Source organism: Paenibacillus sp. B-A-8 (assembly GCF_048572915.1).
Taxonomy (GTDB): Bacteria; Bacillota; Bacilli; order Paenibacillales; family Paenibacillaceae; genus Paenibacillus_AQ.
In genome coordinates this window covers 5595456-5620972 of the sequence record NZ_CP183882.1, presented here as the reverse complement: position 1 = coordinate 5620972, position 25517 = coordinate 5595456, and the positions used below count along the sequence as shown (strand labels likewise).

The window sequence follows — 25517 nt, the reverse complement described above, 5'->3', positions numbered from 1 at the left end:
CTTTCACCCCTTACCCACCGGGCGAAATCCTGCGAATAAGCGAGTATTAGTGAGAAAACTATATCGTATCGAGGGAGTTATCAAAGCCGATAAAATTGTACTTCCCGATTCCGCCCCAGTCTGTAGAGCCGTAATAAGCGCTCATGAAGATAGGGATGCAAATCATAAAAGCAAACAGGAATAGCCCGGGTGCGATGAGTAGGAATATCGCTTTTTTGTCGCTTAACACTCTGTGCATGGAAATCTCCGTCCTTTGAAAGAGTAATCTATCTACTACCATCGTAACGGGAAGCCAGACCCTGGAACATGCCGTATATTTCAGATGATTGTACACATTTTTTAAATTATGGAATGATAATTTTCTCTGACGTCGAAGGCGCTTATGCCCGAACAACAAACCCCCGACCTCTGGGGGAAGTCGGGGGTTGTACGCCACTATTTATGATGTTAAATCAGAAGCGCCGTCATTCATATACCTAGTAGTATTAGTGTTTATTTACCAGCCAATTTATCGGACGCAGCGTCAAGCGCTTTGGCGAATTCCGCTGTATTCATAGCGCCGGAGAGCAGGCTTTGGTGAGCCTCCATTACCTTTTGCTTGAACTCGTCGTTACCAATATCCTGCAGCGGAGTTCCGCTGGAAGAGGTCATTGAGCTGAAGACATCTACTAGTTCTTTTTGGAGTTGAGTTTCATTACCCGTTAAGAATTCATCGAATTTTTGCGCAGGTGTACCCGCGCCAGCTTGCCATAACATCTTGGACCAGTTCTCAGGCGCGAAGAAATATTTCAAGAAATCAACAGCAGCATCAGGATGCTTGGAGTTCTTACTTACTGCATACCCACCACCGTACCAAGCAGCATCATCCGTTGATTTACCTTTATCTGAACCAGGGAAAGCGAATGCGCCTACATTATTACGGAATTCTTCAGAGAAGTTCATATCTGTAGCTAGGCCGGACTCCCAAGCGCCCATAAAGAACATAGCGGCTTGTCCTTGTCCGAACAAGTTACGTGCTGCGCCATAATCAGCGGTTAACCAGCCATCGGCAAAGCCTTTAGCATTTGCGAAATCTTGCATTTCCGTTGCAGCTGCAACAAGGCTAGGATCATTAAAGGATATTTTACGTGCAACAGCTTCATCCATCTTATTGAAATCACCATTTTGACGTTGAGCAACGAACTCATACCAGATTGGCAGCGTCCATGCATCCATACCATTCATAGCAATCGGGTTAATTTTGTTGGCACGCAATGTTTTGACAGCTGCCAGCAGGTCAGCAGTAGTCTTTGGAACCTCGATGCCGTTGTCAGCAAAGATTTTTTTGTTATAGAACATGACCATATAGTCGGCACTGCGTGGCAATCCATACAGCTTGCCATCTTTGCTGAAGCCGTCCATGGAACCGGAAACAAATTGATCGCCTTCGAAGTCAGCGCTGTTCAGCTCAAGCAGCAAGTCATTATCGAGTAGTGGACTCAGGAAAGAAGGCTGACCCCAAGCTTGAATGATATCAGGCATCTGATTGCTGGAAGCATATACTTTAATTTTTGATTTATAAGGCTCATCTTGAAGCGCTTCCACTTCTATCTTGACGTTAGGGTGCTCTTTCATATAAGCGTCGATAATGTCTTGCTCCACCTTGCCTGAACCGTTTGCCCGATCCGCAAGTGCGGTAAAGAACTTCAGTGTAATTTTTTCGGCTGGTGCGTTTTCCGCTGCGTTCGCTGTTGCCTCGGCAGTAGCTTCGGCTTTGTCATTCGCAGGAGCGTTTGTAGCTTTCGCATTGTTATTTCCGCCACCGCAGCCTGCAAGCAGAGCTGGAAGCATTAGACTCATAAGCATTAGCTTGATTCCTTTATTTCTCATCAAAAACCCACCTTTTTAGAATGATGTATTTTGAAGAAACGATTGTTATCTATCGAGGAAGCCGACAACGTCGTTTCTTCTTGAAATATAAGAATGTATAAGTTTCACGCTATACATTATCCTTATATTTCTCGCATAAACGCTGACCGTCTATAAGAGACGTCGAAGGCGTTTTTGCTTGCATCCTCATCTTAAGAGTTTCTAGCTAATAGAAACATGGTCCATATTTAAGAATAATGTAGGCATTTTTTAGCGAATGTAAAAAGCCGGTTCAGGGCTGAATGATTTCAGTTATACTTGGTTTACACATCTTTCTAATATAAATGAAGGTGGTTCTCATGAATCGGAATTTTCGCTTACTCAGCCGTTATCGCCATCTTCCGCTCCAATTTAAGCTGTTGTTATGGTTCGTTCCTCTGCTTCTGGTGACCATATTTGCTATGGGTTGGAACTCTTATCAGATCTCTTCGCAGCAGGTTGTGGAGAAAATGAAGCAGTCACAGGATCATCTTACCAAAAAAACAGCAGAGCAGATCGATGAAATGGTGCGAGGCATGATATCTTTTTCGAATACACTCTTTCTGGATGAAAGTGTGCAGCGGCTTTTAGCATCGTCTGAAGCGCAAAAGGAACGTAATTCTGTATTTAAGACCGTTACCAATCTTATGGTTGCAGGCAATTCTATTCAATCTCTGATTCTATACTCTTTAGAAGATAACAATGGAGCAGAGCCTTTTGCTGCGAATCAGGCAGGATTGACGACAGGTATGAAGTACTCGGATTTTATCAAAACCTCGTATTATCAGGAAGCTATTAAAGCAGCAGGGAGCCCAACCTTTGGTCTCTCCAGACCCACGGACGGTATTTTTGTAGGCGATCATTATCATAAGATTGTCCTTTCCAGAATCATCAAGAATATTTACACCTTAAAGCCGGCAGGACTCGCTGTGATCGGTGTAGATGCAGGGAAGATTGGGAGTCAATATCTCGACAATGCTGAAGATGATGTGGATATGTTCGTGATTGATCGGAACGGGCTGATTATTACGGCTTCGAACCCGAGCTGGATTGGCAAAAGAGATCTGGAACTTCCGTATTTTGCAGACAGCGATCCTAATCTGACTGTGAAGAAAAGGCTGGAATCTACAGCGGATCATAAGCAGTGGATTGTGTCGCATCTTCAGTCGGAGACGACGGGCTGGTATGTGGTGGTGGCTCATTCCAAGCGGCAGCTTGTTAAAGAGCTTGGTCAGATTTTACAGGTCACAATGACGATCGCTGTTCTGTGTTTAGTAGTTAGCCTAATGGTTACTTGGCTGGCAGCTGCCGCTATTACGAAACCGCTGAAGAAGCTTTCCCGTTCGATGCGCAGACTGCAGACAGGTGATTTTACGCAGCGGGTATTTTTTGAAGGAAATGACGAGATCGGCTTACTCGGGCATGGTTATAATCTAATGGTGCAGCGGATCAAATCGCTCATCAATGATGTATACGCCTCAAGAATGAAGCAACAGGAAGCAGAATTGAAAACGCTTCAAGCTCAAATTAGGCCGCACTTTTTATATAACACGTTAAATACAATTTGTTGGGAAGCCGAGAAAAAGGGAGATAAAGAAATTGCCGATATGGTGTATTCTCTCTCTCAAGTGTTTCGGCTGAGCTTAAATGATGGACGCGATACGTTTACCTTGGAGCAGGAAGTGGAGCTGGTGACCAATTACTTGTTCCTGCAGAAAAATCGCTTTAAGGAGCGTTTTGAATTCGAAATTTCTCTGGATGAGAGTATCAAGGATTTTACTGTACCAAAGCTGCTGCTGCAGCCACTAGCCGAGAACGCAGTGATTCACGGGATTGAGCCGTTGTCTGGCAGTGGACTGATATCGGTTCGTGCTTATCGTATAGAGAAAACTATTGTGCTTGAAGTGCAGGATAATGGTGTGGGGATCACAGCAGATAGACTTTTAGAGCTACATCAACGTTTAGCGAGGGGAAACTCTTTAGCTGAAGAAGAGAATGTTGGACGTACAGGATTTGCGCTCATGAATGTGCAGGAACGACTGTCCTTATTTTTTGCGGGAGCCTCTTTGCAACTGGAGAGTGTAGAAGGGGCTGGCACACGTATTATTATTCATATCACGGTGGAGGGTCCATAAATGATGAAGCTGCTGATTGCCGAAGACGAAGATACGATTCGTGAGGGCATCGTAAATATGATTGATTGGAAGTCTCATCAGATTGAGGTAATGGGTGAGGCGGGGAACGGAAGTGAAGCGCTGGCTTTGATGGAGAAAGAACAGCCCGATCTTTTGTTAACGGATATCCGTATGCCGCAAATGGATGGTCTGGAGCTGATTGAAGTCGCGCGGCGCAGAGGGTACGGCTTCCGGTCGATTATTTTATCCGGCTATAATGAGTTTTCTTATGCGAAGCAAGCGATCTCCCTAGGCGTTGTTGATTATGTGCTGAAGCCCTGCCGCCCTGAGGAAATTTTGAAGACGGTACTGAAGGCCAAGGAACTCATTGAAAGACAACGCAATCAAGAGGATGAGCAGCTTAAACGAGACCGTTCCTGGCATAAAAATGCACCGCTTGTCAAAAGCCAGGTCCTTTCCCAATGGATTTATCATCCACCGGTTCCGCTAGAACGGCGACAGGAGCTGATCGGAGAGTTATCGATGGCGATTGGCTTTGAAGGGCCGCAAATTGGTCTCGTCAGCTTTGATTTTGACCCGCCTTCCGCTACAGGCACAGCGCAGGATTTTGTACTTTTGCGTTACGCAGCATTAAACATTATCAGTGAGACATTGTCACCCATCTATCGAGGAAAGATAGAAACTTTTCATGACGGCAATAATTTGCTCTGGATCGGCAGCTGCTTAGCCGGAACGGATTCTCGCAAGCTTTACCGAGCGCCCCTCCAGTTGAAAGAGCAAATTGAGAAGCTGCAGTGTAATCTGGAGAAATACCTCAAATTATCAATCAGTATTGCCGTTGGCTCCTGTCGTTCGGATATTTCTGAAGCTCATCTGTCGTATAAAGAAGCACTTCAGGCGATGGAATCGCGATTTTTAAACGGAAAAGGCGGTGTCTATTACTATACAGAAGGAACGGGAGTAATAGGTGGCACTCCGCAGGAAATCGGGATTTTAGATGATTCTGAATTAAATGTGCTGGAGGATGAAATGCTTGTGGCGGTGGGTGCTGGGAGCAATGAGCTCGCACTTGATCTGCTGGAGAAATGGCTCGATCGTTTTCGCAGCAATCCGGGATGTCTTAAGCAAGAGGTGAATATTCGAGCCACGGCTTTTGTAGTTCGATTAAAGAGACTCGCGCAAGAGAAACAAGTCGCTGGCTTCGAATGGAAGCAGCATTTGGTCAATTGGATGGAGCAGGCACCACAGATAGAAACACTCGAAGAGTTGTCTACGATTCTGAATAAGGTTATGCAGAATGTGGTAGAGGCTTTTTCCAACCATCGACCGCTGCATCGCACAGTAGTCACTGCAATGGAGATCATTCGTAATAAATATAATACCAATCTGACACTAGAGTATGTCGCGAAGGAAGCCTATGTTTCTAATACTTATTTAAGTTCACTATTCCGCCAGGAGCTTGGTGTGAATTTTCTCGATTACTTGCATCAATACCGGGTAGAAGAAGCGAAAAAGCTGCTCCGCCAAAATCTTAAGATGTACGCAGTTGCCAAATTGGTGGGGTACGGTGAAGAGCGCCACTTCAGTGCTACTTTTAAAAAATGGACTGGACTTACGCCCTCGCAATATCAAAAAGGACTAACCAAGTAGGGGGAATTTGTTATCTACTAGGCTCTGTGTGGTTAAACTCTACATATAGCTAAATAGGAGGTAACCGAGTTATGAACCCCAAATGGTGGAAAGAAAGCGTCGTGTATCAGATTTATCCGATCAGCTTCATGGACAGTAACGGAGATGGAATCGGAGACTTACAAGGGATTATATCCAGACTGGATTATTTACAGGACCTAGGTGTAGATGTGATTTGGGTCTGCCCTATTTATAAATCACCTAACCATGATAACGGGTATGATATCAGTGATTATTGTGACATTATGAAGGAATTCGGCACGATGGATGATTTTGACCGGTTGCTCAGGGAACTGCACGCACGTGGAATGAAGCTGATGATGGATTTGGTGCTGAACCACACGTCACATGAGCATCCTTGGTTTGTAGAATCCAGGTCGTCGAAGGACAATCCTAAACGGGATTATTATATATGGCGAAAAGGTAAAAATGGCGGTCCCCCGAACAACTGGGAGTCTTATTTCAGCGGCTCGGTCTGGGAGCTTGATCCTCATACGGATGAATATTATCTTCACCTCTACTCTAAATACCAGCCCGATCTGAACTGGGAGAATCCGGTGGTTATTGATAAGCTGCATGAGATGGTGGAGTGGTGGCTGAAGAAGGGCGTGGATGGATTTCGTTTTGATGCGATTGCACATATCGTGAAGACGAAAGGCTATCCAGATGCAGACAACCCGAACGGAACACCTACTGTAAGGGCTTATGGTATGTTCTCTAATCTGGAGGATGTACACACCTTGCTGCAAAATCTATACGATAAGGTGCTATATTTCTACGATATTATGACGGTAGGAGAGACTTCAGGACTCGGACCAGAGCAGGCGCTGGATTATGTAGGTGACGGACGGAGGGAGCTGAATATGACTTTTCAGTTTGAGCATATGTTTCTGGATGCCGCTTCGCCGGGTAGTGGGAAATGGGATGTGGTCCCTTGGAATCTACTAGAGCTGAAAAAGATCATGAGCAACTGGCAGACGGTTCTGCATGACAGAGGCTGGAATGCGAATTATTTATGTAACCATGATCAGCCGCGCTCGGTATCCCGGTTTGGGAACGATCTCTTCTACCGGATTCCTTCGGCCAAAATGTTGGCGACCTTTATTCATATGTTGGAGGGCACACCTTATATTTATCAAGGAGAGGAAATCGGCATGACGAATGTCTGTTTCGATTCCATTGATGAATACCGGGATGTGGAGACCCTTAATTATTATGAAGAGAAGCGAAAAAACGGTGTTCCAGAAGAGCAGATTATGTCTGCGATTCATCATAAAAGCCGGGACAATGCCCGTACCCCTATGCAGTGGGATGATGGACATGCAGGTGGTTTTACAACGGGGACGCCCTGGATTGAAGTAAATTCCAACCATATGGAGATCAATGCTGGCAATGCGGTAAAAGATCCGGATTCTATCTACAACTACTATAAACAGCTGATTGCGTTAAGAAAAAAATACAAGGTGATCGTATACGGATCGTATGATCTACTGCTAGCAGAGCACACTGAGATTTATGCGTATACCCGAACTTTAGAGAATCAGCGACTGTTGGTCATTTTGAACTTTTTTGATGGAGAGCCTGAATTCGAATGGCCAGCGGGGTTCGATTCAAATCCAGATCATCTGGAGCTATTAATCAGTAATTACACGCAGTCAAAAGATCAGGATATTCGTTCTTTCAAGCTTCGTCCTTATGAAGCAAGGGTCTATTTACAGCAGCTTGTGTAAAGGAAGTTACAATAAGAGTTGTCATTAAAGGCCGAGAGGTCACGATGATGACTCTTCTTTGAGTTTGTCAGCAAAAGACTGTACAATGGCGTTACATAAGCATACATAAGAGGAGTTGCAGAATGACGTCTGTAGGAGGAGAGACAACATGACTGAATGGTATGAAAAGAGCTTCGGAGAGGATTATCTGATCGTATATAGACATCGGGATTTCGGTGGTGCACGTAAAGAAGTGGATCAAATGATCGCCTGGCTGAGACTACCTCCAGGTTCGAAAGTGCTGGATTTATGTTGTGGGATGGGACGTCATTCTCTGGCACTTGCGGAGGAAGGATACGAGGTTACGGGAGTAGATTTGTCGGAGGTCTTGCTGCGTGAAGCTCGATCTCAAGTCGGGGCGGAAAAAGTAACCTGGATCCGTTCCGACATGCGTGATTTACCACTAGATGAAGGATTCGATGCCGTAGTTAATCTGTTCACTTCTTTTGGTTATTTTGAAAAAGATGAGGAGCAAGTAAAGGTTCTGCGTGAAATCTATCGTCTGCTGAAGCCAGGTGGCAAGTTCGTTATTGATTTTTTGAATCCTGCGCATGTGATTCGTCATCTGGTGCCGCATTCTACGCGTGAGGACGGAGAGAATTTGATAGATGAGTCACGCCGGATTGAGGATGGTTATGTGAAGAAGGACATCATTCTAACCACTAAGAATGACCCTACGCCTCGTCAATATCATGAGCGTGTGAAGCTTTATTCACTGGAGGAGTTCAAGGAAATGATTGAGAAAGCGGGCTTGCAGCTCGAAGCTGTACATGGCAGCTATGAAGATGAGGTTTATGATGCAGAAAGGTCCACGCGGATGATCTTTGGTGGAACACGTCCCTAAATGGTTTCCGGAAAAAGATTTAAAGGTGGTGAACGCTCCATGTCTAAGGCAGAGCTTACTTCATGGGACAAGAACATTCTCCAAGTCTCGGTACCCATGGACTCGCCTCTTCGTCAAGTGAACAGCTATATTCTTTCGGACGAAGATGGGAGAGTGACTATTATCGATCCGGGTCCGCGCAGCCCGGATACAGAGAATTGCTGGCTCGGGATTTTGCAGGAGCTGGACTTGTCGTGGATGGATATACGGGATATCGTCGTTACGCATCACCATCCCGATCATTATGGATTATCCGGCTGGCTGCAGTCGCAGAGTGGCTGTAAGGTGTGGATGACGGAGCGTGCCCATGCGGAGGCTAGATTGATGTGGGGCGATGGCTTTGGTGATGATCGAGGCAATGGCGCTGAGGAAAATGCAGGGAAAGACAATAGCAAAGACATCAATGAGATATTACCGGTTTATTTCATCCGGCATGGGATGACAGATGAGTGGTCGAACGGGATTAAGGCCCACTTGGAAAGCTTTAATTCCCAGGTGGAGCCGCAGCCTGTCGTTTCTTATTTCGATGTGGCGGAGCCCTTCAAGATGGGCGGCCGTAAATGGCAGCTCATTATTACCGGCGGACATGCACCGGGGCATGTGAGCCTGTATCATGCTGACAGCGGGCTTATGATCTGCGGGGACGCTGTGCTGCCGCAGATCTCGCCCAATGTCAGCCTGCTGCCAGGCAGCGATCCCCAGCCGCTGCAGACGTTCCTTCAGGGGCTGCGGGAACTGGGCAGCTACCCGGTCAGCATGGCATTCCCGGGGCATCGCGAGCCCTTCGCTGGCTTCGAGCACCGGGTGAACAGCCTGCTCGCTCATCATGAGGAGCGGCTGGATACAGCGGGTGCCCTGCTTGCAAACGGTCCGCTAAGCGCGTTTGCGGTGTGCGAAGTTCTGTTTCGAAGCCGGGTAACCACCGTTCACCAGATGCGCTTTGCGATGAGTGAGACCCTAGCGCATTTGGCGGAGTTAGTGCGTCGGGAGCGGGCGGTGATGCTGGAGGTAGACGGCGGTTTCTTGTTCGACGGAGCTTAAAGTGTTGAAGAGCATATCAGTTAGAGTATGTTGCAAGATCGACGTGGAATAGATGATGTATAACGCTGTTATAGAGCAGTCTTCCTTTGTGAGGACTGCTCTTTTTGTATTTGAGTAACTAAATGTTGGTAGTGATTAAATTATAGGAATTCATAGAACCCATCAAAAAAAGCGATTGTCCCAGCAGCCCGCAGGGCTTGTGAAACAATCGCTTTTTCCTCAGAGTTACATTTGATGTATTAGAAACTCACCTTCTGGTGCATCTGAAACTCCTCACTCCGGAGTTTCATCATATTCCGCAAGTTTTCTAGCGGCTTCTTCACGATCCTCCGGTGTATGAGGCAGTTCAAGCTCAATTTCTCGCTCCGCTTGCTTGCGGTGTGCGATTCGGCTACTGGCTGCTGCCGCCACGGCTCCGACGATGTCGTCGAGATAGGTGTGGATCTGTCCCGTGCTTTTATCATTTAACCGTTTAAGAACGCCAGGCTTCAGCTTGTCTACATAGCCATAGTTCGTAAATCCGATACTGCCGTATACGTTCACGATAGAGAAGGCAAGAATCTCATCTACGCCGTACAATCCCTCATCATTCTCGATCATATCCTGAAGGGGGGAGAACAGCTTGCCCTCTTCTGCCAGTACATCTAATTGAATACCTGTTAGCACAGCATTCTGCACTTCTCGCTTGCTAAGCACCATCTCTACATTATGGATACATTCATCCATCGTTAAATTCGGATAGTATTTCTGTTGCAGAAACATTACGAGTTCCGCAATTTCCTCCAGAGTTACTCCACGCTTGTTCAGCCAGAATTTGGTCGCATCTGCGACGGCCTTGCTGTTCAGACTGTACGGTATTTTTGCGATTTTTTCATCAGCCATGTTCAGTCACCTCGTTGTTTAGTAAGTCATTTCATTACAGCAAACGTTAGTATGATGTTAAGGACTGTTGTTACCTCAGATTGTACGTTTACCGGAAGTATTTGTCCAGAGAGGGAAGTTTCAGTGACCTGAAATCCAGGTCCTACTTGAGATGAAGAAGTAGTTCACAGGCTTTTCCAACAATTTAGGATAAGCTGTTGTTATTTTTTGGACAAAGGTCTCGTATACATAGCAGTACAAATGATATCTAACCTTGAAAGGGGTAATAAATGATGAAACCTATGCAACAAATCCGCGGAATCTCCGCAGTCTGCTTACTCGCAGTTCCACTGGCACTGTCCGGCTGTGGGCTGTTTGGTTCAGAATCGGCATCGATTGATGCTCCGCCACCAGAGGTTGAAGCGCAAATGTTACAGACTAGTGGAGGTACTACTTTGGATTCAGGTGTATTTGGTCCGGTGACACAGGAGGATACACAGACAGCAACTAAAGGCAGCACCAAAAGCGCTCAAGGCACTGCTTCCGGAGATCGGACAACTGTATTTTTGGAAGATGGTAATGGATTACTTGCTCCTGTATCCCTAAACTTGCCAAAGAGCAAAGATGCTTCCTCCGCACTCAAAAACTCGTTAATGGCTCTAGTGAGCAAAGGAGAATATGCCTCATCAGTGCCTAAAGGATTCCAAGGCGTTCTTCCAGCAGGAACAGAAGTAAGTGTTACGGTAGACAAATCTAATCTTGCGGTTGTGGAATTTAATTCAGAGTTCAATAACTATGATCCTGCGGATGAGCGTAAAATCCTCGAAGCTATCACTTGGACGCTGACCGGTCAAGATGAGATTAAAGGCGTACAGCTCTGGGTAGATGGTAAAAAGCTCACAGAGATGCCGCTACAAGGAACTCCGCTGGATCGTCCATTATCCCGTACAATGGGCATTAACTTGCCGAAGCAAGGTCCACTTCTGATGAACTCAAGTGCGGTTACTGTTTATTTTTCCACAACATCCCCTGACGGTATCCAATATTATGTTCCTGTAACCCGCTTTGTACCCGCCGGACAAGAACAGCTGACTGCTGCTTTGAACGAATTGATTGCAGGTCCTGAATCCGGTAATGGGCTGGAAATGGTCATGACACAGGGAACGATTCTTGATTCCGTTGATGCTGGGCAGAACGGCGTAGTTACCGTGTCCTTGACTGACGATATGTTCACAGACGGTAAAGGGGTACCCGCTGAGATGCTGGAATCGGTTGTGTTGACGGTTGCGCAAAATTCAGATGATTCTCTGGTGCAAATTCGCTTGAATGGCAAGGAATCGATTACTGACACGGATAATGTGGACTACAGTAAACCTGTTTCCGCACCAGAATATTTGAATGAGATCCCGTTATAGAATGACCCTTTAAGGTTTAAAAGATGCTTTTGTGCCTCCTCTTTGGTAGAATAAAAGTTGCTCAAAAAGACGTTACGTCCCAAGCATTGTGCTACTCAGTATTTATGACGGGGGAAATGGGACTCACGCTAAACTTTTAGCTATACGATGTAGGAGGCAGAAAAGATGAGATCAAACGGGCGAAACGACGACCAATTACGGCCGCTGACAATAACGACCCAAACGAATAAATATGCTGAGGGCTCCGTGATCATTGAAATGGGAGATACCAAGGTCATTTGTACGGCTACTGTGGAGGAAAAAGTGCCTCCATTTCTTAAAGGGCAAGGAAAAGGTTGGGTAACCGCTGAATATTCGATGCTTCCTCGGGCAACTCAATCCCGTAATCAGCGTGAAGCTGCACGCGGTAAGCTTACCGGACGGACTATGGAGATCCAACGGCTGATCGGACGAGCGCTTCGTTCCGTAGTGAATTTGCAAGCGTTAGGCGAGCGTAGTATTACGCTGGATTGTGATGTGATTCAGGCGGATGGTGGTACGCGGACCGCTTCGATTACGGGTGCTTTTGTTGCTATGGCTTTTGCTATTAACAAAATTGCACTTCAGCACAAGCTGCCTGTGTTTCCTATAACAGATTTCTTAGGGGCAATCAGTGTCGGTGTTGTAGGGGATAAAACGCTGCTCGATTTGAATTATGAAGAAGATTCCAAAGCAAAAGTAGATATGAATGTAGTTATGACTGGCGGCGGTGCTTTTGTTGAACTTCAGGGCACTGGCGAAGAAAGACCGTTCACGCGTCAAGAGCTTGATCTTTTGCTAGGTCTAGGTGAGAAGGGAATTTATGAACTGATTGCTGCGCAGAAAGAAGCGCTGGGAGCAATTGCTCTCAAAATCCCTTCCGGCCAGCCGGGCCAAGAGGTGTAACATGAGGTCTGACGGCGGCATTCTCATTGTTGCGACGAAGAATAAGGGGAAAGTGCGCGAATTCGAGCATGCTTTTGCTCCGCTGGGGCTGACAGTGAAAAGTATGTACGATTATCCGGATCTGCCTGATGTGGTAGAAGACGGAGCCACTTTTGCCGAGAACGCCTTTAAAAAATCCAAAGCTGTAGGTGATGCCCTTGGAATCCCGGTCCTCGCTGATGATTCGGGTCTTTGTGTAGACGCTTTGGATGGCAAGCCGGGTGTGTACTCTGCGCGTTATGCAGGGGAAAATGCTACGGATGGAGAGAATAATCTGAAGTTGCTTAGCGAGCTGGAGCGATTGAAGCAGGGGGAAGACACGGACCAGCCTTTGCTGAGCACAGCAAGGTTTGTCTGCACTTTGTCGCTGTATGATCCGGTTTCTAAACAGGAGCTAACCGCAGAAGGCGCGGTGGAGGGCTGGATTACCTCAGAACCTTCCGGTGCTGGCGGATTTGGTTATGACCCACTCTTCTATCTCTCGGAGCATGAAAAAACTATGGCCGAGCTTACGCTGGAAGAGAAGCAGCAGATCAGCCATCGAGGTGCTGCATTGCGAATGCTGACAGCGAAGCTGGAGAAGAAGCTGGCAGCTGAAGGCGAACTAGCTGAGGAATAGAGTATTTTTATACAAAACAGGGTATCCAAAAGCCATTGGCTGCTGGACACCCTGTTTTTTTGCGTGTTCGTGTCCATTACCGGACACAGCTGATCTTAAAAGTGGCTTCATTTATGATTTTAGAATTTAACGGACTCCAAAGTCGCTATTAGCACTAGACTCAGAGGTTGTAAAATACTCGGAAATATTAATGTAGAGCTTTTTATTGGCTGGATTATAACAGCTTCCAAAGAGCAGGCGTGGAACCTGGTTCCCACCCTTGAAGGGAAGTGTGAGGCTGCAAGCATGAATATGTTTTTCCATTATAGGTGACGACGTCGCCTACTTTGTAGGCTACCCCAGTTACCCAAATAGAGCCTCCCGAAGTAGGTGTAATGGTAGGCAACGGAGTTGACGTCGGTACAACGGTAGCTGTAGATGTTGGTACAACAGTTGATGTTGGTGCCACCGTAGGTGCCAAAGTCGGCGTCACTGTTGGAGCTACAGTTACCGCAGGTGTAGATGTTGCGGTTTCGCATGCGCTGATGAATTTCCAGACACCATTAGCGCCGCTCAGATCTGGACGATCTCCTTGCGTCCACCACTTGGCTTCATAAAGTGAACCGTTGTAGGAAACGCGCTGTCCGCCAGTGTACACGGTTGTCGCACTCCACGTCGCTGCCGAACATTGTCCCGGTGTAGGTGTTGGAGTCACGGTTGCAGTCGGTGTTGGAGTAGGAGTCACGGTAGCTGTCGGCGTTGGCGTTGCAGTAGGCAGCGGTGTTGGTGTTGCTGTTGCTGTTGCAGTCGGTGTCGCGGTTGGGGTAGCTGTTGGTGTTGCTGTCGGTGTAGGAGTTGGCGTCATGCCTCCATACAACTTCTCGTACTCCTGCTGGGACGAGCTTCCGTTCAGCGTAATGCGTTGCGGCCCGCCCGAGAAGTTCAGCTTCATCATACCCGGAACTTCCAGCGTGGCTCCGTTTGCAATCGTTTGGGAAGCCGTCCCGGTAATCCGGTAGCGATTAAAGTCCCAAGCCGTAGAGATTTGCTCTACAGTACCAGCTCCCCATGCAGAAGTCAGGGTGGTGGTTGTCGGTAGATCGAATTCAAGCTTCCAACCACCGGCGATATCTGTACCTGTGTTATTCGTTATTTTCAGGGAGTAGGTATAATTCGGATGATCGTAAGCGCCACTGAAGCTAAGACTGAAGTTCGTAGGTGCAGGTAGTTGTGGCTTCGGAGTTCCACCTGGCAGAGAGGCTGTCTTAAGCTGGTCATAGGCAAAATCGGTCAACGAGTTGCCATACGTATAAGTGCCATCACTCTTTTCAGAGTAATCGCCTGTCAACTCCCAGAACATCATCCCTCCCAATCCTTTTTGCTTGATATAATCCAGTTTGTAGCCGAGTGACTCCTTATCTTCATACGTAAGAAAGACCTTCTTGTCTGCGTTGAACAAGTATGGAGTTTTGGTAACGGGATCGAAATAACGTTTGTTCGCTGGATCTTTGAGCAGGTTCAGCACATGCCAGATAGGATTTGCGCCAGCAGGCTGCTCTGGTGCAGGATCGTTCCAGATTCCGTAAATGCCGTCTGCTCCGCCTCCGGTTGTAGGAGCTGTACCGTAAAGACCGGTGTTGTTGATGCCTCCATTCACATTCTTCCAGCCACGTGAGTAGTAAGGAACTCCGATGACGATTTTTTCCGGAGGAAGCGTACCCAAATAGTATCGAACGGCCCAGTCGGTATTCAGAACCGGAGTGCCTAGTGCAGCTGTTTCGGTATCGCGAGAATCTGGATACAGGGCGGAATGCGGCCCTACATAGCCATTCCACGCGCCGTGGAAATCATAGGTCATAAGATTCGCCCAGTCCAAATACTGGTTAGCTTCTCCGAGCTTCATCCCGCCTAGAATCCAGGAGGAGGCGGTTGCGGCGACGGTTAGGTCATATTTTTGATTGTCCTGTGCGCCTGCCTGATCCAGCTTTTCACGAAGCTTTTTCATGAGGAGAACATAGTTGTTGTAATTCACTGTGCGCAGTGGCTCAGCCACACCGAAGTCATTCGGGTTGCCTGATTGTCCGGTACCGGATGGGTACTCCCAATCAATGTCTACACCGTTGAACTGGTAGGTTCGTAGAAAATCTACGACACTATTCGCAAACGTCTCGCGGCCAGCTTCCGAATTGGCCATGTTATAAAAACCACCAGAACCCGACCAGCCACCAACCGAAATCAGGGTGCGGACATCGGGATATAACTGCTTATACTTTACGAGTTGATTAAAATGTCCTTTATACGGCAAATTAGTTAGTTGGCCGGGATAATCTTTTTCGATAGCTGCTGTACGGTCCATCAGATCAATCTTGTTCGTTTGAGCGTTTACCTTGGCGAACGCATAGTTAATGTGAGTGATTTTGTCCCACGGTATTTTGTCGACAGTATAAAATCCTTTATTCTCCTGATCTCCCCACTCCGGGAAGTAAGCAACAATTTTACGTGGATGATCTGCAGCGGGAGCGGGAGCAGTAGGCGTTGTCCCTGCTGCTAAGGCTACTTGCGACGATCCACCTGCACTTGTATATAGCGGAAGCAGAATGATGGCGCTCATTAAAGCCGCAATGTAGCGTGCAGATTTACTTCGCCTATTACGTGTACTTATATTCATTTAACATTCCTCCAAAAGGGATAATATGACTGCGAGAGTAGATAGAAACGGTGATCCTTTCGCGTTAATAATGAGTCTTAATTCAGCTTCCAGAGTGCGGGTGTAGTCGCCGGTTCCCAGCCTTGAAGTGAAGTATGGGGCTGGAGGCAAGTATACGTTTTGGCGTTGTAGCTAACGATATCACCCGTTTTGTAAGCGATTCCTGCAATCCAGCTAGAACTCCCAGGGGTCGGTGCTACAGTTGCGGTTGGTGCCGGAGTTGCTGTCGGTGCTACAGTGGCCGTTGGTGTTGGAGTTGCTGTCGGTGTTACAGTGGCCGTTGGTGTGGGAGTTGCGGTTGGTGCCACTGTTGCCGTCGGAGTCGGAGTTGCTGTCCCGCATACGTTGATGAATTTCCAGACTCCGGTAGCACCGCTAAGGTCGGGACGATCGCCTTGAGTCCACCATTTAGCTTCATAGACTGAACCATTGTAAGAAACTTGCTGACCGCCAGTATATACAGCTGTCTGGTTCCATGCCGCTGCACATTGACCCGGAGTAGCCGTCGGCGTTGGGGTTACCGTCGGTGTCGGTGTCGGTGTAATGGTTGGAGTTGCCGTAGGTGTTGGCGTTGGTGTAGTGGTTGGAGTAGCCGATGGAGTCGGAGTCGGTTGCACTACTCCGCCGCCCAGATCGGCGTTTAGTTTGTTGGTCAGCGTTTTGTTCCTGTCACCGCTTGTCTCCCAGAACATGGCGCCTGCTAGGCCTTTTGATTTGAGATAACTGATTTTATGGCCAAAGGATTCTACGTCGTCATAACTGATATAGGTTTGGTTCGTTGGATTATAGAGATAGGGCACTTTAGAAACATCATTCCAATAACGGGTATAGCCGTTTTTGTTAATATAATTAGCTTCGAGGTCGTAGAAATCATAACTGCCTTTCTCCCATGTACCCGTGGACGAAATGCCAGCAGACAATTGATATTGGCCATTTCCTGCTGCAGGAGCGCCGCCCCAACCACGGCCATAGAATCCCATGCCAAGCACTAACTTGTTCGCGGGTACGCCATTAGCTAAATAGCTGGTTACCGCTTTGTCGATGTTGAAGTTTTGCGGTTCGGTTAGGCCTGACGCAGAAGCGGCAGGATCATAGTACAATGGAGCATTGTGACCTGTAGTCTTATTCCAGCTTCCGTTGAAGTCATAGGTCATAATATTGATCCAATCGACAACGGAAGCAATACCTGCAAGATTATTGTTATTCACGTATGTCGGGCCTGCGCCGGAAGCAATGGTCAGCAGGTAGGTTTTGCCGTCGGTCTGACCGGCAGCATTTAGCTTCTCACGGATTTTTTGCAGAAGAAGGACATAGTTCTCCTTGTCTTCGGGACGGTAGCTGTTGCCTGCGAGCCCACCGCTAACTGGGTACTCCCAGTCGAGATCGACACCGTCCATTTTATATTTACGAATGAAGTCTACCGCTGAGTTGGCAAAAACCTCACGGGTTGCAGCCGTAGCCGCCACATCAGAGAATCGGTTCGACCAGGTCCAGCCTCCGACGGAGATCAACGTCTTCAGGTTCGGGTTCTTTTCTTTCAGCTTCCACAGCTGCTTCAGGTTACCTTTGATGGGGTCATCCCATTTGTCATCCCCAAAGCTCTTACCGGTATCAATCCACGGGTCACCGAGCACAATTGTACCGTTCGGAACGTTAATGGGCTGTGCTTGTTCATTTTGACAGCTCCAGGTTACTGGATTCGGGCCAGTTGGGTCGGGGTTGCCGTGAATGCCATTCCAACAAATATCTGCGAAGGCGTAGTTAATGACATTCATTTTGGTAGGATCAATATCGGATACATTGTAAGCCCGTCCATAAGCGGCCCAAGAAGCGTAATAACCAACCAGTTTATAATCCTCTGCAGCGTTGGCCGTTTTAGCACTACTACCTAGGGCTGAAAAAAGGGTCAGAACAAGCGCGGCGATCATCGCGATCGCAAAGGTTTTGCGTGATCTTTTTTTCATGAATATCATTGATTTTCTACCTCCGAGGTTTAATGTGTAGTTCGAAATCTTTTCGGCAAGAAATCCCGATGTTCACCTCCCGCAGTTTAAAATGGATCTGTACCTTCACCTGTGCGTATCTCTCATTCTACCGACATCCAATTCATAGATTTAGCAGCAAAAAAATAGCGTCTTCATGAAGCATCACACAACAAGTAAGCGCTTTCTAAATTGCTGTTCTAAGAATTCCTTTTCTGATAAACTTGTAGATATAACAATGCTGGTAGAGGGTAAGATGGGTAGAAGAGTTGGTTGGAAGTTGAATAATTAGGATTAATTTCATATATATGGGTGGAGGCATTTCTTATTTTCAAGCATAGAGAGCGATTAAGCTAGGGATAAAATTCGGTAATGTAGGGGGACATTTTTATAATTATTGGGTGCTTAATGAGGGGAACTTTGATAGAAAAGGTGCCTGTCCTCTTTTTCAGGAAACTCATGCAGAACACATAACCTCAGATGTAATGAATATAAATTATATACATGCCTGCAATTATTTTACGGAATTACGCAACGCATCGCTGTTTCTTTTCGTTATAGTAGTATCATACGGAAGGTGGTGGGTTCACCGATGGTTGTGTTTTGGTTGATCGCAGCCGGTGTCCTGTTTGTTGTAGAGATGATGACGCTTACTTTTTATCTGCTATGGCTTAGTATTGGTGCGTTGGCTGGAGGCGTGGTGTCGTTATTCGTTCCCGAATCTATTTTGCTTCAGGTGGTGGTCGGCTCACTGGTCGCGCTTGGTTTGACCTTATTCTCGAAACCACTGGTTTCTAAATTTCGTAGTTCACGTGGATTCAAGGATACAGGTACGGAAATCGTCGGCAGGCAAGGTGTCGTTATTGAGCCGATTGAGCAGGGGCGTTACGGGCAAGTGAAGGTAGGCGGAGATACGTGGAGCGCGAGCTCTGACGAGTCACTGGGTAAGGATGAAGTGGTAAGAGTAGTGAAGAGAGGCACGACGATTATTGAGGTAGAACGATGGGGGGACATGAACTAATGGAATGGGCAATAATTACAATTATTCTGGTGGTAGTCGTAGTGTTTGTGGCATTAACGGTCAAAATCGTACCACAACAGCGGGTAGGCGTAGTGGAACGTCTGGGTAAATTCAATCGGCTGCTGACACCAGGGCTGAACATTCTGATTCCTGTAATTGATCAGGTGCGTACGTACCATGACCTGCGGATTCAACAAGCGAACGTACCTCCGCAAACGGTAATCACGAAGGATAACGTGCAGGTGCAGATCGACACGATTATTTTCTATCAGGTCGTCGGACCAGAGGAAGCAACTTATGGAATTTCCGATTATGTATATGGGGTAAGAAACATCTCGACGGCAACGATGCGGCAAATTATCGGTAAGCTTGAATTGGATGAAACACTGTCAGGGCGTGAAAAAATCTCGACTGATATCCGCTTGGCGCTTGATGAGGCTACTGAGAAGTGGGGCGTACGGATCGAGCGTGTGGAAGTTATCGATATCAAGCCACCGCTGGATATTCAAGAAGCGATGGATAAGCAAATGAAAGCAGAGCGGAGCAAACGTGCGATTGTTTTGGAAGCGGAAGCTGCCAAGCAGGATATGATCCTGCGTGCTGAAGGGGATAAGCAGAGCAAGATTCTGAAAGCGGAAGGCGACAAGGAAGCACGAATCCGTCAAGCAGAGGGTTCACGGCAAGCTCAGGAGCTGGAAGCTCATGGTGAAGCGAAAGCGATTCAAGCGGTGGCTGAAGCGGAAAAATCACGCATTGAGCTGATTCGCTCAGCAGGTCTGGATGAGCAGGTGCTCGCTTATCGCTCCTTCGAGGCTCTGGCTGAAATCGCCAAAGGTCCTGCGAATAAAGTGTTCTTGCCAACAAGTGCTGTTGAAACGCTGGGAAGTCTTGGCGCGATTGCTGAAGTATTCAAAGCGAGTAAGGACAGTAAATAGATTTTACAATTCGGGCTTCTTCCGTTAAAGTAAAAAGCAAAAACAACCTTATGCATACGAAGCTATTGTTGCTTATGCAAACTTTGAAGGAGAGAAGCTACCGTGACACAAAAAGAAATCTCACCGCTAGTTGAACTGCTCGGACTACAGCCTCACGTTGAGGGCGGTTGGTACAAAAGACTTTGGAACTCCGAATTTGAAATATCGCAAGAAGTGCTCGGCGATAGCTACTCCGGATCGCGTCATTCGGCCTCTTCAATTTATTTTCTGCTTCACGAGGGCGAACAATCTGACTGGCATACTGTATTGTCCGATGAAGTCTGGTTATGGCATTCCGGTAGTCCTATAGTGCTTAGTCTCGGAGGTAGTGGAGATAAGCCTGAGGATGTGCAGGAGGTTATTCTGGGTCTCGATATTGCTGCAGGTCAACAGCCTCAGGTTGTCGTTCCAGCAGGCGTATGGCAGGCAGCTCGCACGTTAGGCAAAGAGCCGACGCTAGTATCCTGTATTGTTTCTCCAGAATTCCATTTCGATGATTTTAAACTGATTGAGAAATAAAGCGTCCTCCTGTCTAAACGTTAAAGAAGCAAAAAAGTAGCGAGTCTCCGTTCATGGGGCTCGCTTTTTTTGCGTCCGGTCGTTGGCAGCCTGCCTTATGTCATAAATGCACAATGTAAAAATCCTCGGAGTCTTGTAAATATCCTCTATTCCAGTAGAATCGGGCAATTTATATGATGGAGTTACTAAAAACATACGAACAAGGGGTTCGTAAGTGGAAGGAGTAACACCATGACGCCAAATTTAGAAACTAAGCGCATATCGCCCAATCCAAAGCGCGGATTCGGGTCAAGACTGACTGGACTGGGAAGTTCATCAACGTTCGTAGGCTACTTGTTTGTCGCCCCCATCTTGATTCTGATGGGGATCTGGTTCTATTACCCACTGCTGCAATCTTTAATCTACAGCTTCCAGGACATCAGCTTCTTAAATCCGGATGCAGCGAAATTTATCGGATTCGGAAACTATGTGGAGATTGTCCAGGATAAGGAATTCTGGACGGCCTTGAGCCATTCCTTATTGTTGACAGTAGTAGCGGTACCGCTGCAAGCGATTATCGCCTTGGTGATTGCAGTTAACTTGAACAAGGTGATGCGCCTTAAAGGTGTGTTCCGCACACTGTATTACATGCCATATATCACCTCAACTATTGCAGTGACAACTGTATTTATGTATTTGTTCATGCAGAATGACGGGATTGCAACCCAGTTGCTGACATGGTTTGGTTTCCCGGACGTTTCCTGGTACGCCAACGTCAAGTATGCACTCCCATTTTTGATGATTCTAACCGTTTGGACGTATGTGGGATTCTACATGGTAGTGTATTTGGGGGGATTACAAACCATTCCAAACGATATTTATGAAGCGGGTCGGGTGGATGGAGCGAACGGATGGCAGCAGTTCTGGAAGCTTACGGTTCCTATGTTGAAACCAGTGACCTTCCTTGTCATAATGTCCGGAATTATTAACGTTATGCAACTGTTCGACCAGCCTTATGCCTTGGCGAGAAACGGTTCGCTCGGAAGTCCGGCCGGCGCAACGAGCACGATCGTTACTTATTTCTACAGCCAGGCATTCAGCTTCAACCGTTCCGGTTACGGTAGCGCAGCTGCATTTATTATTTTTGCCCTTATTATTGCACTCTCCATGCTTCAAAAACGCTTTCTTAAGGAGGAGATATAGATGATGCATAGCCGGAGAACTCAAATATTACGCTATTTTCTACTGTTCGCATTTTCTATTTTCTTCATCGTACCGTTTGGTTACGCCATCTATACTTCGCTTTTGTCTAAAGCAGACATCGGCCATCTTGTGCTGCCAAGCCAGTGGACATTTGAAAACTACAGGGACATTTTCGAAACGTCCGATATTTTGATTTGGTATAAGAACTCGATCATTGTAACGTTCGGAATTTTGATTGGTAACTTATTTGTCAACACGACGGCTGCCTATTCCTTGGCTCGTATTAATTATCGGGGCAGAGGCGTAGTGTTTTTCCTGGTGATCGGGATGATGATGGTGCCTTACCAAGTGATGATTATTCCGATTTTCTCCATGATCGTTGATTTGAAATGGCTTAACAGCTATCAGGGTCTCATTATTCCATTTCTATTTCAGGGCTTCCTTGTCTTTCTGATGCGTCAATTCTTTTTGACCGTGCCGAAGGAGCTTGAGGAAGCGGCAGAGGTTGACGGATTGAGCAAGATCGGGATTTTCTACCGAATCATGCTTCCGCTATCTAAAGGTGCAATTGGTACACAGATTATATTCAGTTTTACTGGCACGTGGAACTCTTTCGTATGGCCGGTGACCTTGGTGAATGACAGTCGTTGGTATGTAATGACTGTTGGTCTGAACACACTTAAGAATCGTTATTTTGAATGGCCAAACCTCACGATGACTGGTGTTGTACTCTTGACCCTGCCAATCATTATCGTCTTTTTGATGTTCCAGCGCCATATGGTGCAAGGCATTGCGACTACAGGACTGAAAGGTTAATACAGAATACGTTCAGACAGGAGGATGTAAAGTGATTGAATATACAGGATTGAATGCGCTCGATGACGGATGGGTGATTGCGGAAACAGAGTTTGATGCTAGATTTTTAGGGAAGTTTGAAACAATTTTTTGTCAGGGTAACGGATATCTTGGTCTAAGAGCTGCTACAGAGGAGTCCTATCCGGGTGAACGCCGCAACTTGTTTGTTGCAGGAGCTTTTAACCGCTTTGCCAATCAGGAGGTTACTGAGCTTCCGAATGCCGCAGATATGGTGCAGCTCGATATCCGTCTGAACGGTAAACCATTTCATTTAGAAAAAGGGAAAATTCACAGCTACCGTCGGGAGCTGGATTTACGGCAAGGAGAGCTCCGGCGTGACATCCTCTGGGAGGACGAGAACGGCGATCAGTTTAAGATGACTTTCTTGCGGTTCGTATCGCTACAGGACCGGCATCTAATGGGTATGCGGGTGGAAATCACCCCGCTGACGAAATCCGCGGAAATTACAATTCGTTCCGGTATCAACGGGCAGATGACAAATTCGGGCGCACAGCATTTTATAGAAGGTGAGCGGAGGGTGTTTGATAAAGAGGTGCTCCAGCTTACCGCAACGACATCGGAGTCGAATATTGAATTTGTACATACGTGTGTCCATCAGATGTATGAGGGGGGCGTACGTCTTACAACTGCGCCAGCTCCGAGCATGGATCGCAGAAGAGTTTCACTGACTTACAAGCTTAAAGCGGAAGTAGGCAAGTGCATTACGCTGGATAAAGTGGCTTCGGTGCATACGAGTTATGATAAGGAGTGGAGAGATCGGGGGGCCGCGCATCAAGCTTTGCAGGATACCGCCCGGGAATATCTCAGCAAGAAGGCAGAAAAAGGCTTTGATGTACTATTCAATGAAAACGAGCAGGCTTGGAAAAGTGTATGGGCTAAAACGAACATTGAGATCAAGAGCAGCGACTCCTTTGATCAGTTGGCTATCCGGTTTGCACAGTATCATTTGCTTCTGATGACACCTGCCCATGACAGTCGTTTCTCTGTAGGAGCCAAGGGACTGACAGGAGAGGGATACAAGGGACATGTATTCTGGGACACAGAAATTTTTATTCTGCCATACTTTTTGTATATGAACCCGCAAACAGCCCGCAAGCTGGTGGAATATCGTTACCACACCTTGAACGGTGCGAGAACAAAAGCGCGTGACAATGGTTATCGCGGCGCGATGTACCCTTGGGAATCCGCAGCAACCGGCGAGGAAGAGACGCCAGAGTGGGGCCCTGTAGATATCGTTACCGGAAAGCCAACCTTTATTTGGACAGGCAAAATCGAACAGCATATTACAGCGGACGTGGCATATGGCGTGTGGCATTATTATCAGGCTACCGGTGATCAGGAATATATGGACCGGTACGGATATGAGATTATATTCGAAACAGCGACCTTCTGGGCAAGCCGGCTAGAGTGGAGCGATAAGGAACAGAAGTATCATATCTGTGATGTGATTGGTCCGGACGAATATAAGGAACATGTCTCTAACAATGCATTCACCAACTATATGGCCTACTGGAATATGACAAAAGCAATTGAATGCTCCCGCAAGCTTATGCAAGCGCAAAGCGATGTTTATTTGACTTTGGAAAGTAAGTTGGCTCTAACCGAGCGATTGAAGGAATGGGAGGATAAATCCAAGCAGATCTATCTGCCGCAGCCGGATATGCATTCGTTCATCATTCCGCAGGACGATACTTATTTGAACAAGCAAATTATTGATCTGAAGAAGTACCGTGATCAGGAGCAGGTGGCTTCCATTCTTGCCGACTACAGCATGACCCAGCTCAGTGAAATACAGGTTTCGAAGCAGGCGGACATTCTCGTTTTGTTTTACTTACTGGAGGACTGGTTCTCTAAAGAGACTAAAGCGGCGAATTGGCATTATTATGAGCCGAAAACGTTGCATGACTCTTCGCTCAGCTTATCCACGCACAGTATGCTGGCTAGCGATGTCAATGAACTGGAATTGGCTTACGATATGTTTGCCAAGGCAGCCCGCATTGATTTAGGTACGAACATGCATAGCTGCGATGAAGGTATTCATTCTGCTTCGATTGGCGGCATTTGGAAGACAGCGATCATGGGTTTTGGCGGGGTTCGTTCCTGGGAGGGCTCTCTTCGCCTGAACCCAAAACTTCCACAGGCCTGGGAGCGCTTGTCTTTCCCACTTGCCTGGCAGGGTGAGCGTCTGCAGGTGACGGTTACCCGTAGCAAGCTGGAAGTGGAGCGCCTAACTTCAGGATTTGGTGAGCTTACCTTGCTCATTCATGGCCGGGAATACGTGTTGAAGGATCGTATCGTTACAGACATGAAGGAGGCTGAGCGAAGTGAATAAAGAACATCAGGAGATTCAAGCCTTTATTTTTGATCTGGACGGAGTAATAACCGATACGGCGAAATATCATTATGAAGCGTGGAAACAGCTGGCAGATGAGCTGGGTATTCCCTTTGACCTGGAATTTAATGAGCAGCTCAAGGGGATCGACCGCATGGCTTCCTTGGAAAAAATACTGAGTCAACTACCGGATGGCGGTGCAACCTTCACTTTGGAACAAAAAAAGGAATGGGCTGATCGGAAGAACAACAATTATAAGCAATTGATTCAGACTGTGGATAAATCTGAAATATTGCCAGGCATCCTGGATTTGTTCCATGATCTCGAGTATGCCGGAATACCGATCGGGTTGGCTTCGGCCAGCCGTAATGCCGGCACACTGCTACGGCAGTTGAAGGTAGATTCATATTTTCATGTGATTGCGGCTCCGGAGAGTGTGGCTCATGGAAAACCGGCTCCGGATATTTTTCTGAAGGCAGCGGAGGAGCTGGGGGTTGACCCCCGTTATTGTGTTGGAGTAGAGGATGCAGAGGCTGGAGTTCAGGCGATAAAAAGTGCGGGGATGTTTGCTGTAGGGGTTGGTGATGCTAAGATTCTGTCAAAAGCGGACTATATTGTCTCGGAAACATCGAAGTTATCTCTGTCCGAGATTCAGCAGCATATGGCCGGACGCTAATTTAAAA

20 protein-coding genes are annotated in these 25517 nt (G+C 47.0%); 15 read left to right on the top strand and 5 right to left on the bottom strand.

Annotation, left to right across the window (positions count from 1 at the left end; all coding sequences use genetic code 11):
- Positions 1 to 58: 58 nt before the first annotated feature.
- Positions 59 to 238, bottom strand: coding sequence for a hypothetical protein (locus tag ACN6MV_RS25290; RefSeq protein ID WP_419885114.1), 180 nt, complete (start codon positions 236 to 238; stop codon positions 59 to 61).
- Between the two features lie 254 nt (positions 239 to 492).
- A complete protein-coding gene (locus tag ACN6MV_RS25285) occupies positions 493 to 1869 on the bottom strand; it encodes an ABC transporter substrate-binding protein (protein ID WP_419885113.1) in 1377 nt (458 codons plus the stop codon).
- Positions 1870 to 2207: 338 nt separating this feature from the next.
- Here ACN6MV_RS25285 and ACN6MV_RS25280 point away from each other — a divergent pair, with 338 nt between their 5' ends.
- From ACN6MV_RS25280 to ACN6MV_RS25260, 5 genes are all read left to right on the top strand, one after another.
- Positions 2208 to 4022 carry a sensor histidine kinase gene (locus ACN6MV_RS25280; protein WP_076120788.1) on the top strand — a complete coding sequence of 605 codons (1815 nt, stop codon included), beginning with the start codon at positions 2208 to 2210 and terminating at the stop codon, positions 4020 to 4022.
- Positions 4023 to 5672 carry a response regulator gene (locus ACN6MV_RS25275; protein ID WP_419885112.1) on the top strand — a complete coding sequence of 550 codons (1650 nt, stop codon included), beginning with the start codon at positions 4023 to 4025 and terminating at the stop codon, positions 5670 to 5672.
- Between the two features lie 71 nt (positions 5673 to 5743).
- On the top strand, positions 5744 to 7441 hold the full coding sequence (locus ACN6MV_RS25270) for a glycoside hydrolase family 13 protein (RefSeq protein ID WP_042130716.1): 1698 nt from the start codon (positions 5744 to 5746) through the stop codon (positions 7439 to 7441).
- 148 nt (positions 7442 to 7589) lie between these two features.
- Positions 7590 to 8324 (top strand): class I SAM-dependent methyltransferase, encoded by a 735-nt coding sequence (locus ACN6MV_RS25265; RefSeq protein WP_419885111.1) that lies wholly within the window; start codon positions 7590 to 7592, stop codon positions 8322 to 8324.
- Positions 8325 to 9404, top strand: a complete 1080-nt coding sequence (locus ACN6MV_RS25260; RefSeq protein WP_419885110.1) for an MBL fold metallo-hydrolase — start codon at positions 8325 to 8327, stop codon at positions 9402 to 9404. It begins immediately after the preceding gene.
- Positions 9405 to 9677: 273 nt separating this feature from the next.
- Here ACN6MV_RS25260 and ACN6MV_RS25255 read toward each other — a convergent pair whose 3' ends face one another.
- Positions 9678 to 10286, bottom strand: a complete 609-nt coding sequence (locus tag ACN6MV_RS25255) for a phosphatidylglycerophosphatase A (RefSeq protein ID WP_042130715.1) — start codon at positions 10284 to 10286, stop codon at positions 9678 to 9680.
- Between the two features lie 272 nt (positions 10287 to 10558).
- Here ACN6MV_RS25255 and ACN6MV_RS25250 point away from each other — a divergent pair, with 272 nt between their 5' ends.
- The 3 genes from ACN6MV_RS25250 (at position 10559) to ACN6MV_RS25240 (ending at position 13262) form a co-directional block, all read left to right on the top strand.
- Positions 10559 to 11680, top strand: coding sequence for a GerMN domain-containing protein (locus ACN6MV_RS25250; RefSeq protein WP_419886814.1), 1122 nt, complete (start codon positions 10559 to 10561; stop codon positions 11678 to 11680).
- Between the two features lie 165 nt (positions 11681 to 11845).
- Positions 11846 to 12604: a ribonuclease PH gene (rph, locus tag ACN6MV_RS25245; RefSeq protein WP_042130710.1), complete on the top strand. Its 759-nt coding sequence runs from the start codon at positions 11846 to 11848 to the stop codon at positions 12602 to 12604.
- A 1-nt stretch (position 12605) separates the two neighbouring features.
- Positions 12606 to 13262: an XTP/dITP diphosphatase gene (locus ACN6MV_RS25240; RefSeq protein WP_042130708.1), complete on the top strand. Its 657-nt coding sequence runs from the start codon at positions 12606 to 12608 to the stop codon at positions 13260 to 13262.
- A gap of 214 nt (positions 13263 to 13476) precedes the next feature.
- On the opposite strand, the gene ACN6MV_RS25235 is transcribed toward ACN6MV_RS25240, so the two are convergent.
- Together ACN6MV_RS25235 and ACN6MV_RS25230 are read right to left on the bottom strand one after the other, a co-directional pair.
- Positions 13477 to 15909 carry a glycosyl hydrolase family 18 protein gene (locus ACN6MV_RS25235; protein ID WP_419885109.1) on the bottom strand — a complete coding sequence of 811 codons (2433 nt, stop codon included), beginning with the start codon at positions 15907 to 15909 and terminating at the stop codon, positions 13477 to 13479.
- Between the two features lie 77 nt (positions 15910 to 15986).
- Positions 15987 to 17921 carry a glycosyl hydrolase family 18 protein gene (locus ACN6MV_RS25230; RefSeq protein ID WP_419885108.1) on the bottom strand — a complete coding sequence of 645 codons (1935 nt, stop codon included), beginning with the start codon at positions 17919 to 17921 and terminating at the stop codon, positions 15987 to 15989.
- A 601-nt stretch (positions 17922 to 18522) separates the two neighbouring features.
- On the opposite strand from ACN6MV_RS25230, the gene ACN6MV_RS25225 reads away from it, so the two are divergent.
- The 7 genes from ACN6MV_RS25225 to pgmB all read left to right on the top strand — a co-directional run bounded on the left by ACN6MV_RS25225 (position 18523) and on the right by pgmB (position 25510).
- Positions 18523 to 18951 (top strand): NfeD family protein, encoded by a 429-nt coding sequence (locus tag ACN6MV_RS25225; protein ID WP_419885107.1) that lies wholly within the window; start codon positions 18523 to 18525, stop codon positions 18949 to 18951.
- The gene (locus ACN6MV_RS25220; RefSeq protein WP_042130704.1) at positions 18951 to 19886 is read left to right on the top strand and encodes an SPFH domain-containing protein; all 936 of its coding nucleotides are present in this window, start codon (positions 18951 to 18953) and stop codon (positions 19884 to 19886) included. The genes ACN6MV_RS25225 and ACN6MV_RS25220 overlap by 1 nt, the downstream gene beginning before the upstream one ends.
- Before the next feature lie 102 nt (positions 19887 to 19988).
- Positions 19989 to 20444 (top strand): cupin domain-containing protein, encoded by a 456-nt coding sequence (locus ACN6MV_RS25215; RefSeq protein ID WP_042130702.1) that lies wholly within the window; start codon positions 19989 to 19991, stop codon positions 20442 to 20444.
- A gap of 231 nt (positions 20445 to 20675) precedes the next feature.
- Positions 20676 to 21626 carry a carbohydrate ABC transporter permease gene (locus ACN6MV_RS25210; RefSeq protein ID WP_419885106.1) on the top strand — a complete coding sequence of 317 codons (951 nt, stop codon included), beginning with the start codon at positions 20676 to 20678 and terminating at the stop codon, positions 21624 to 21626.
- Positions 21627 to 22442 carry a carbohydrate ABC transporter permease gene (locus tag ACN6MV_RS25205; protein ID WP_042130701.1) on the top strand — a complete coding sequence of 272 codons (816 nt, stop codon included), beginning with the start codon at positions 21627 to 21629 and terminating at the stop codon, positions 22440 to 22442.
- Positions 22443 to 22473: 31 nt separating this feature from the next.
- Entirely contained in the window at positions 22474 to 24834 is a 2361-nt protein-coding gene (locus ACN6MV_RS25200; protein WP_419885105.1) for a glycoside hydrolase family 65 protein, read from the top strand.
- Entirely contained in the window at positions 24818 to 25510 is a 693-nt protein-coding gene (gene pgmB / locus ACN6MV_RS25195; RefSeq protein WP_156114861.1) for a beta-phosphoglucomutase, read from the top strand. Before ACN6MV_RS25200 ends, pgmB begins: the two co-directional genes overlap by 17 nt.
- The last annotated feature ends 7 nt before the right edge of the window (positions 25511 to 25517 follow it).

Bases quoted from the DNA above. Each gene is read 5' to 3' on its own strand.
- ACN6MV_RS25235 (WP_419885109.1), bottom strand. From the start codon at position 15,909: ATGAATATAAGTACACGTAATAGGCGAAGTAAATCTGCACGCTACATT.
- rph (WP_042130710.1), top strand. From the start codon at position 11,846: ATGAGATCAAACGGGCGAAACGACGACCAATTACGGCCGCTGACAATA.
- ACN6MV_RS25285 (WP_419885113.1), bottom strand. From the start codon at position 1,869: ATGAGAAATAAAGGAATCAAGCTAATGCTTATGAGTCTAATGCTTCCA.
- ACN6MV_RS25230 (WP_419885108.1), bottom strand. From the start codon at position 17,921: ATGATATTCATGAAAAAAAGATCACGCAAAACCTTTGCGATCGCGATG.
- ACN6MV_RS25260 (WP_419885110.1), top strand. From the start codon at position 8,325: ATGGTTTCCGGAAAAAGATTTAAAGGTGGTGAACGCTCCATGTCTAAG.
- ACN6MV_RS25290 (WP_419885114.1), bottom strand. From the start codon at position 238: ATGCACAGAGTGTTAAGCGACAAAAAAGCGATATTCCTACTCATCGCA.
- ACN6MV_RS25220 (WP_042130704.1), top strand. From the start codon at position 18,951: ATGGAATGGGCAATAATTACAATTATTCTGGTGGTAGTCGTAGTGTTT.
- ACN6MV_RS25205 (WP_042130701.1), top strand. From the start codon at position 21,627: ATGATGCATAGCCGGAGAACTCAAATATTACGCTATTTTCTACTGTTC.
- ACN6MV_RS25250 (WP_419886814.1), top strand. From the start codon at position 10,559: ATGAAACCTATGCAACAAATCCGCGGAATCTCCGCAGTCTGCTTACTC.
- ACN6MV_RS25270 (WP_042130716.1), top strand. From the start codon at position 5,744: ATGAACCCCAAATGGTGGAAAGAAAGCGTCGTGTATCAGATTTATCCG.
- ACN6MV_RS25280 (WP_076120788.1), top strand. From the start codon at position 2,208: ATGAATCGGAATTTTCGCTTACTCAGCCGTTATCGCCATCTTCCGCTC.
- ACN6MV_RS25210 (WP_419885106.1), top strand. From the start codon at position 20,676: ATGACGCCAAATTTAGAAACTAAGCGCATATCGCCCAATCCAAAGCGC.
- ACN6MV_RS25255 (WP_042130715.1), bottom strand. From the start codon at position 10,286: ATGGCTGATGAAAAAATCGCAAAAATACCGTACAGTCTGAACAGCAAG.
- ACN6MV_RS25265 (WP_419885111.1), top strand. From the start codon at position 7,590: ATGACTGAATGGTATGAAAAGAGCTTCGGAGAGGATTATCTGATCGTA.
- ACN6MV_RS25240 (WP_042130708.1), top strand. From the start codon at position 12,606: ATGAGGTCTGACGGCGGCATTCTCATTGTTGCGACGAAGAATAAGGGG.
- ACN6MV_RS25225 (WP_419885107.1), top strand. From the start codon at position 18,523: ATGGTTGTGTTTTGGTTGATCGCAGCCGGTGTCCTGTTTGTTGTAGAG.
- ACN6MV_RS25275 (WP_419885112.1), top strand. From the start codon at position 4,023: ATGATGAAGCTGCTGATTGCCGAAGACGAAGATACGATTCGTGAGGGC.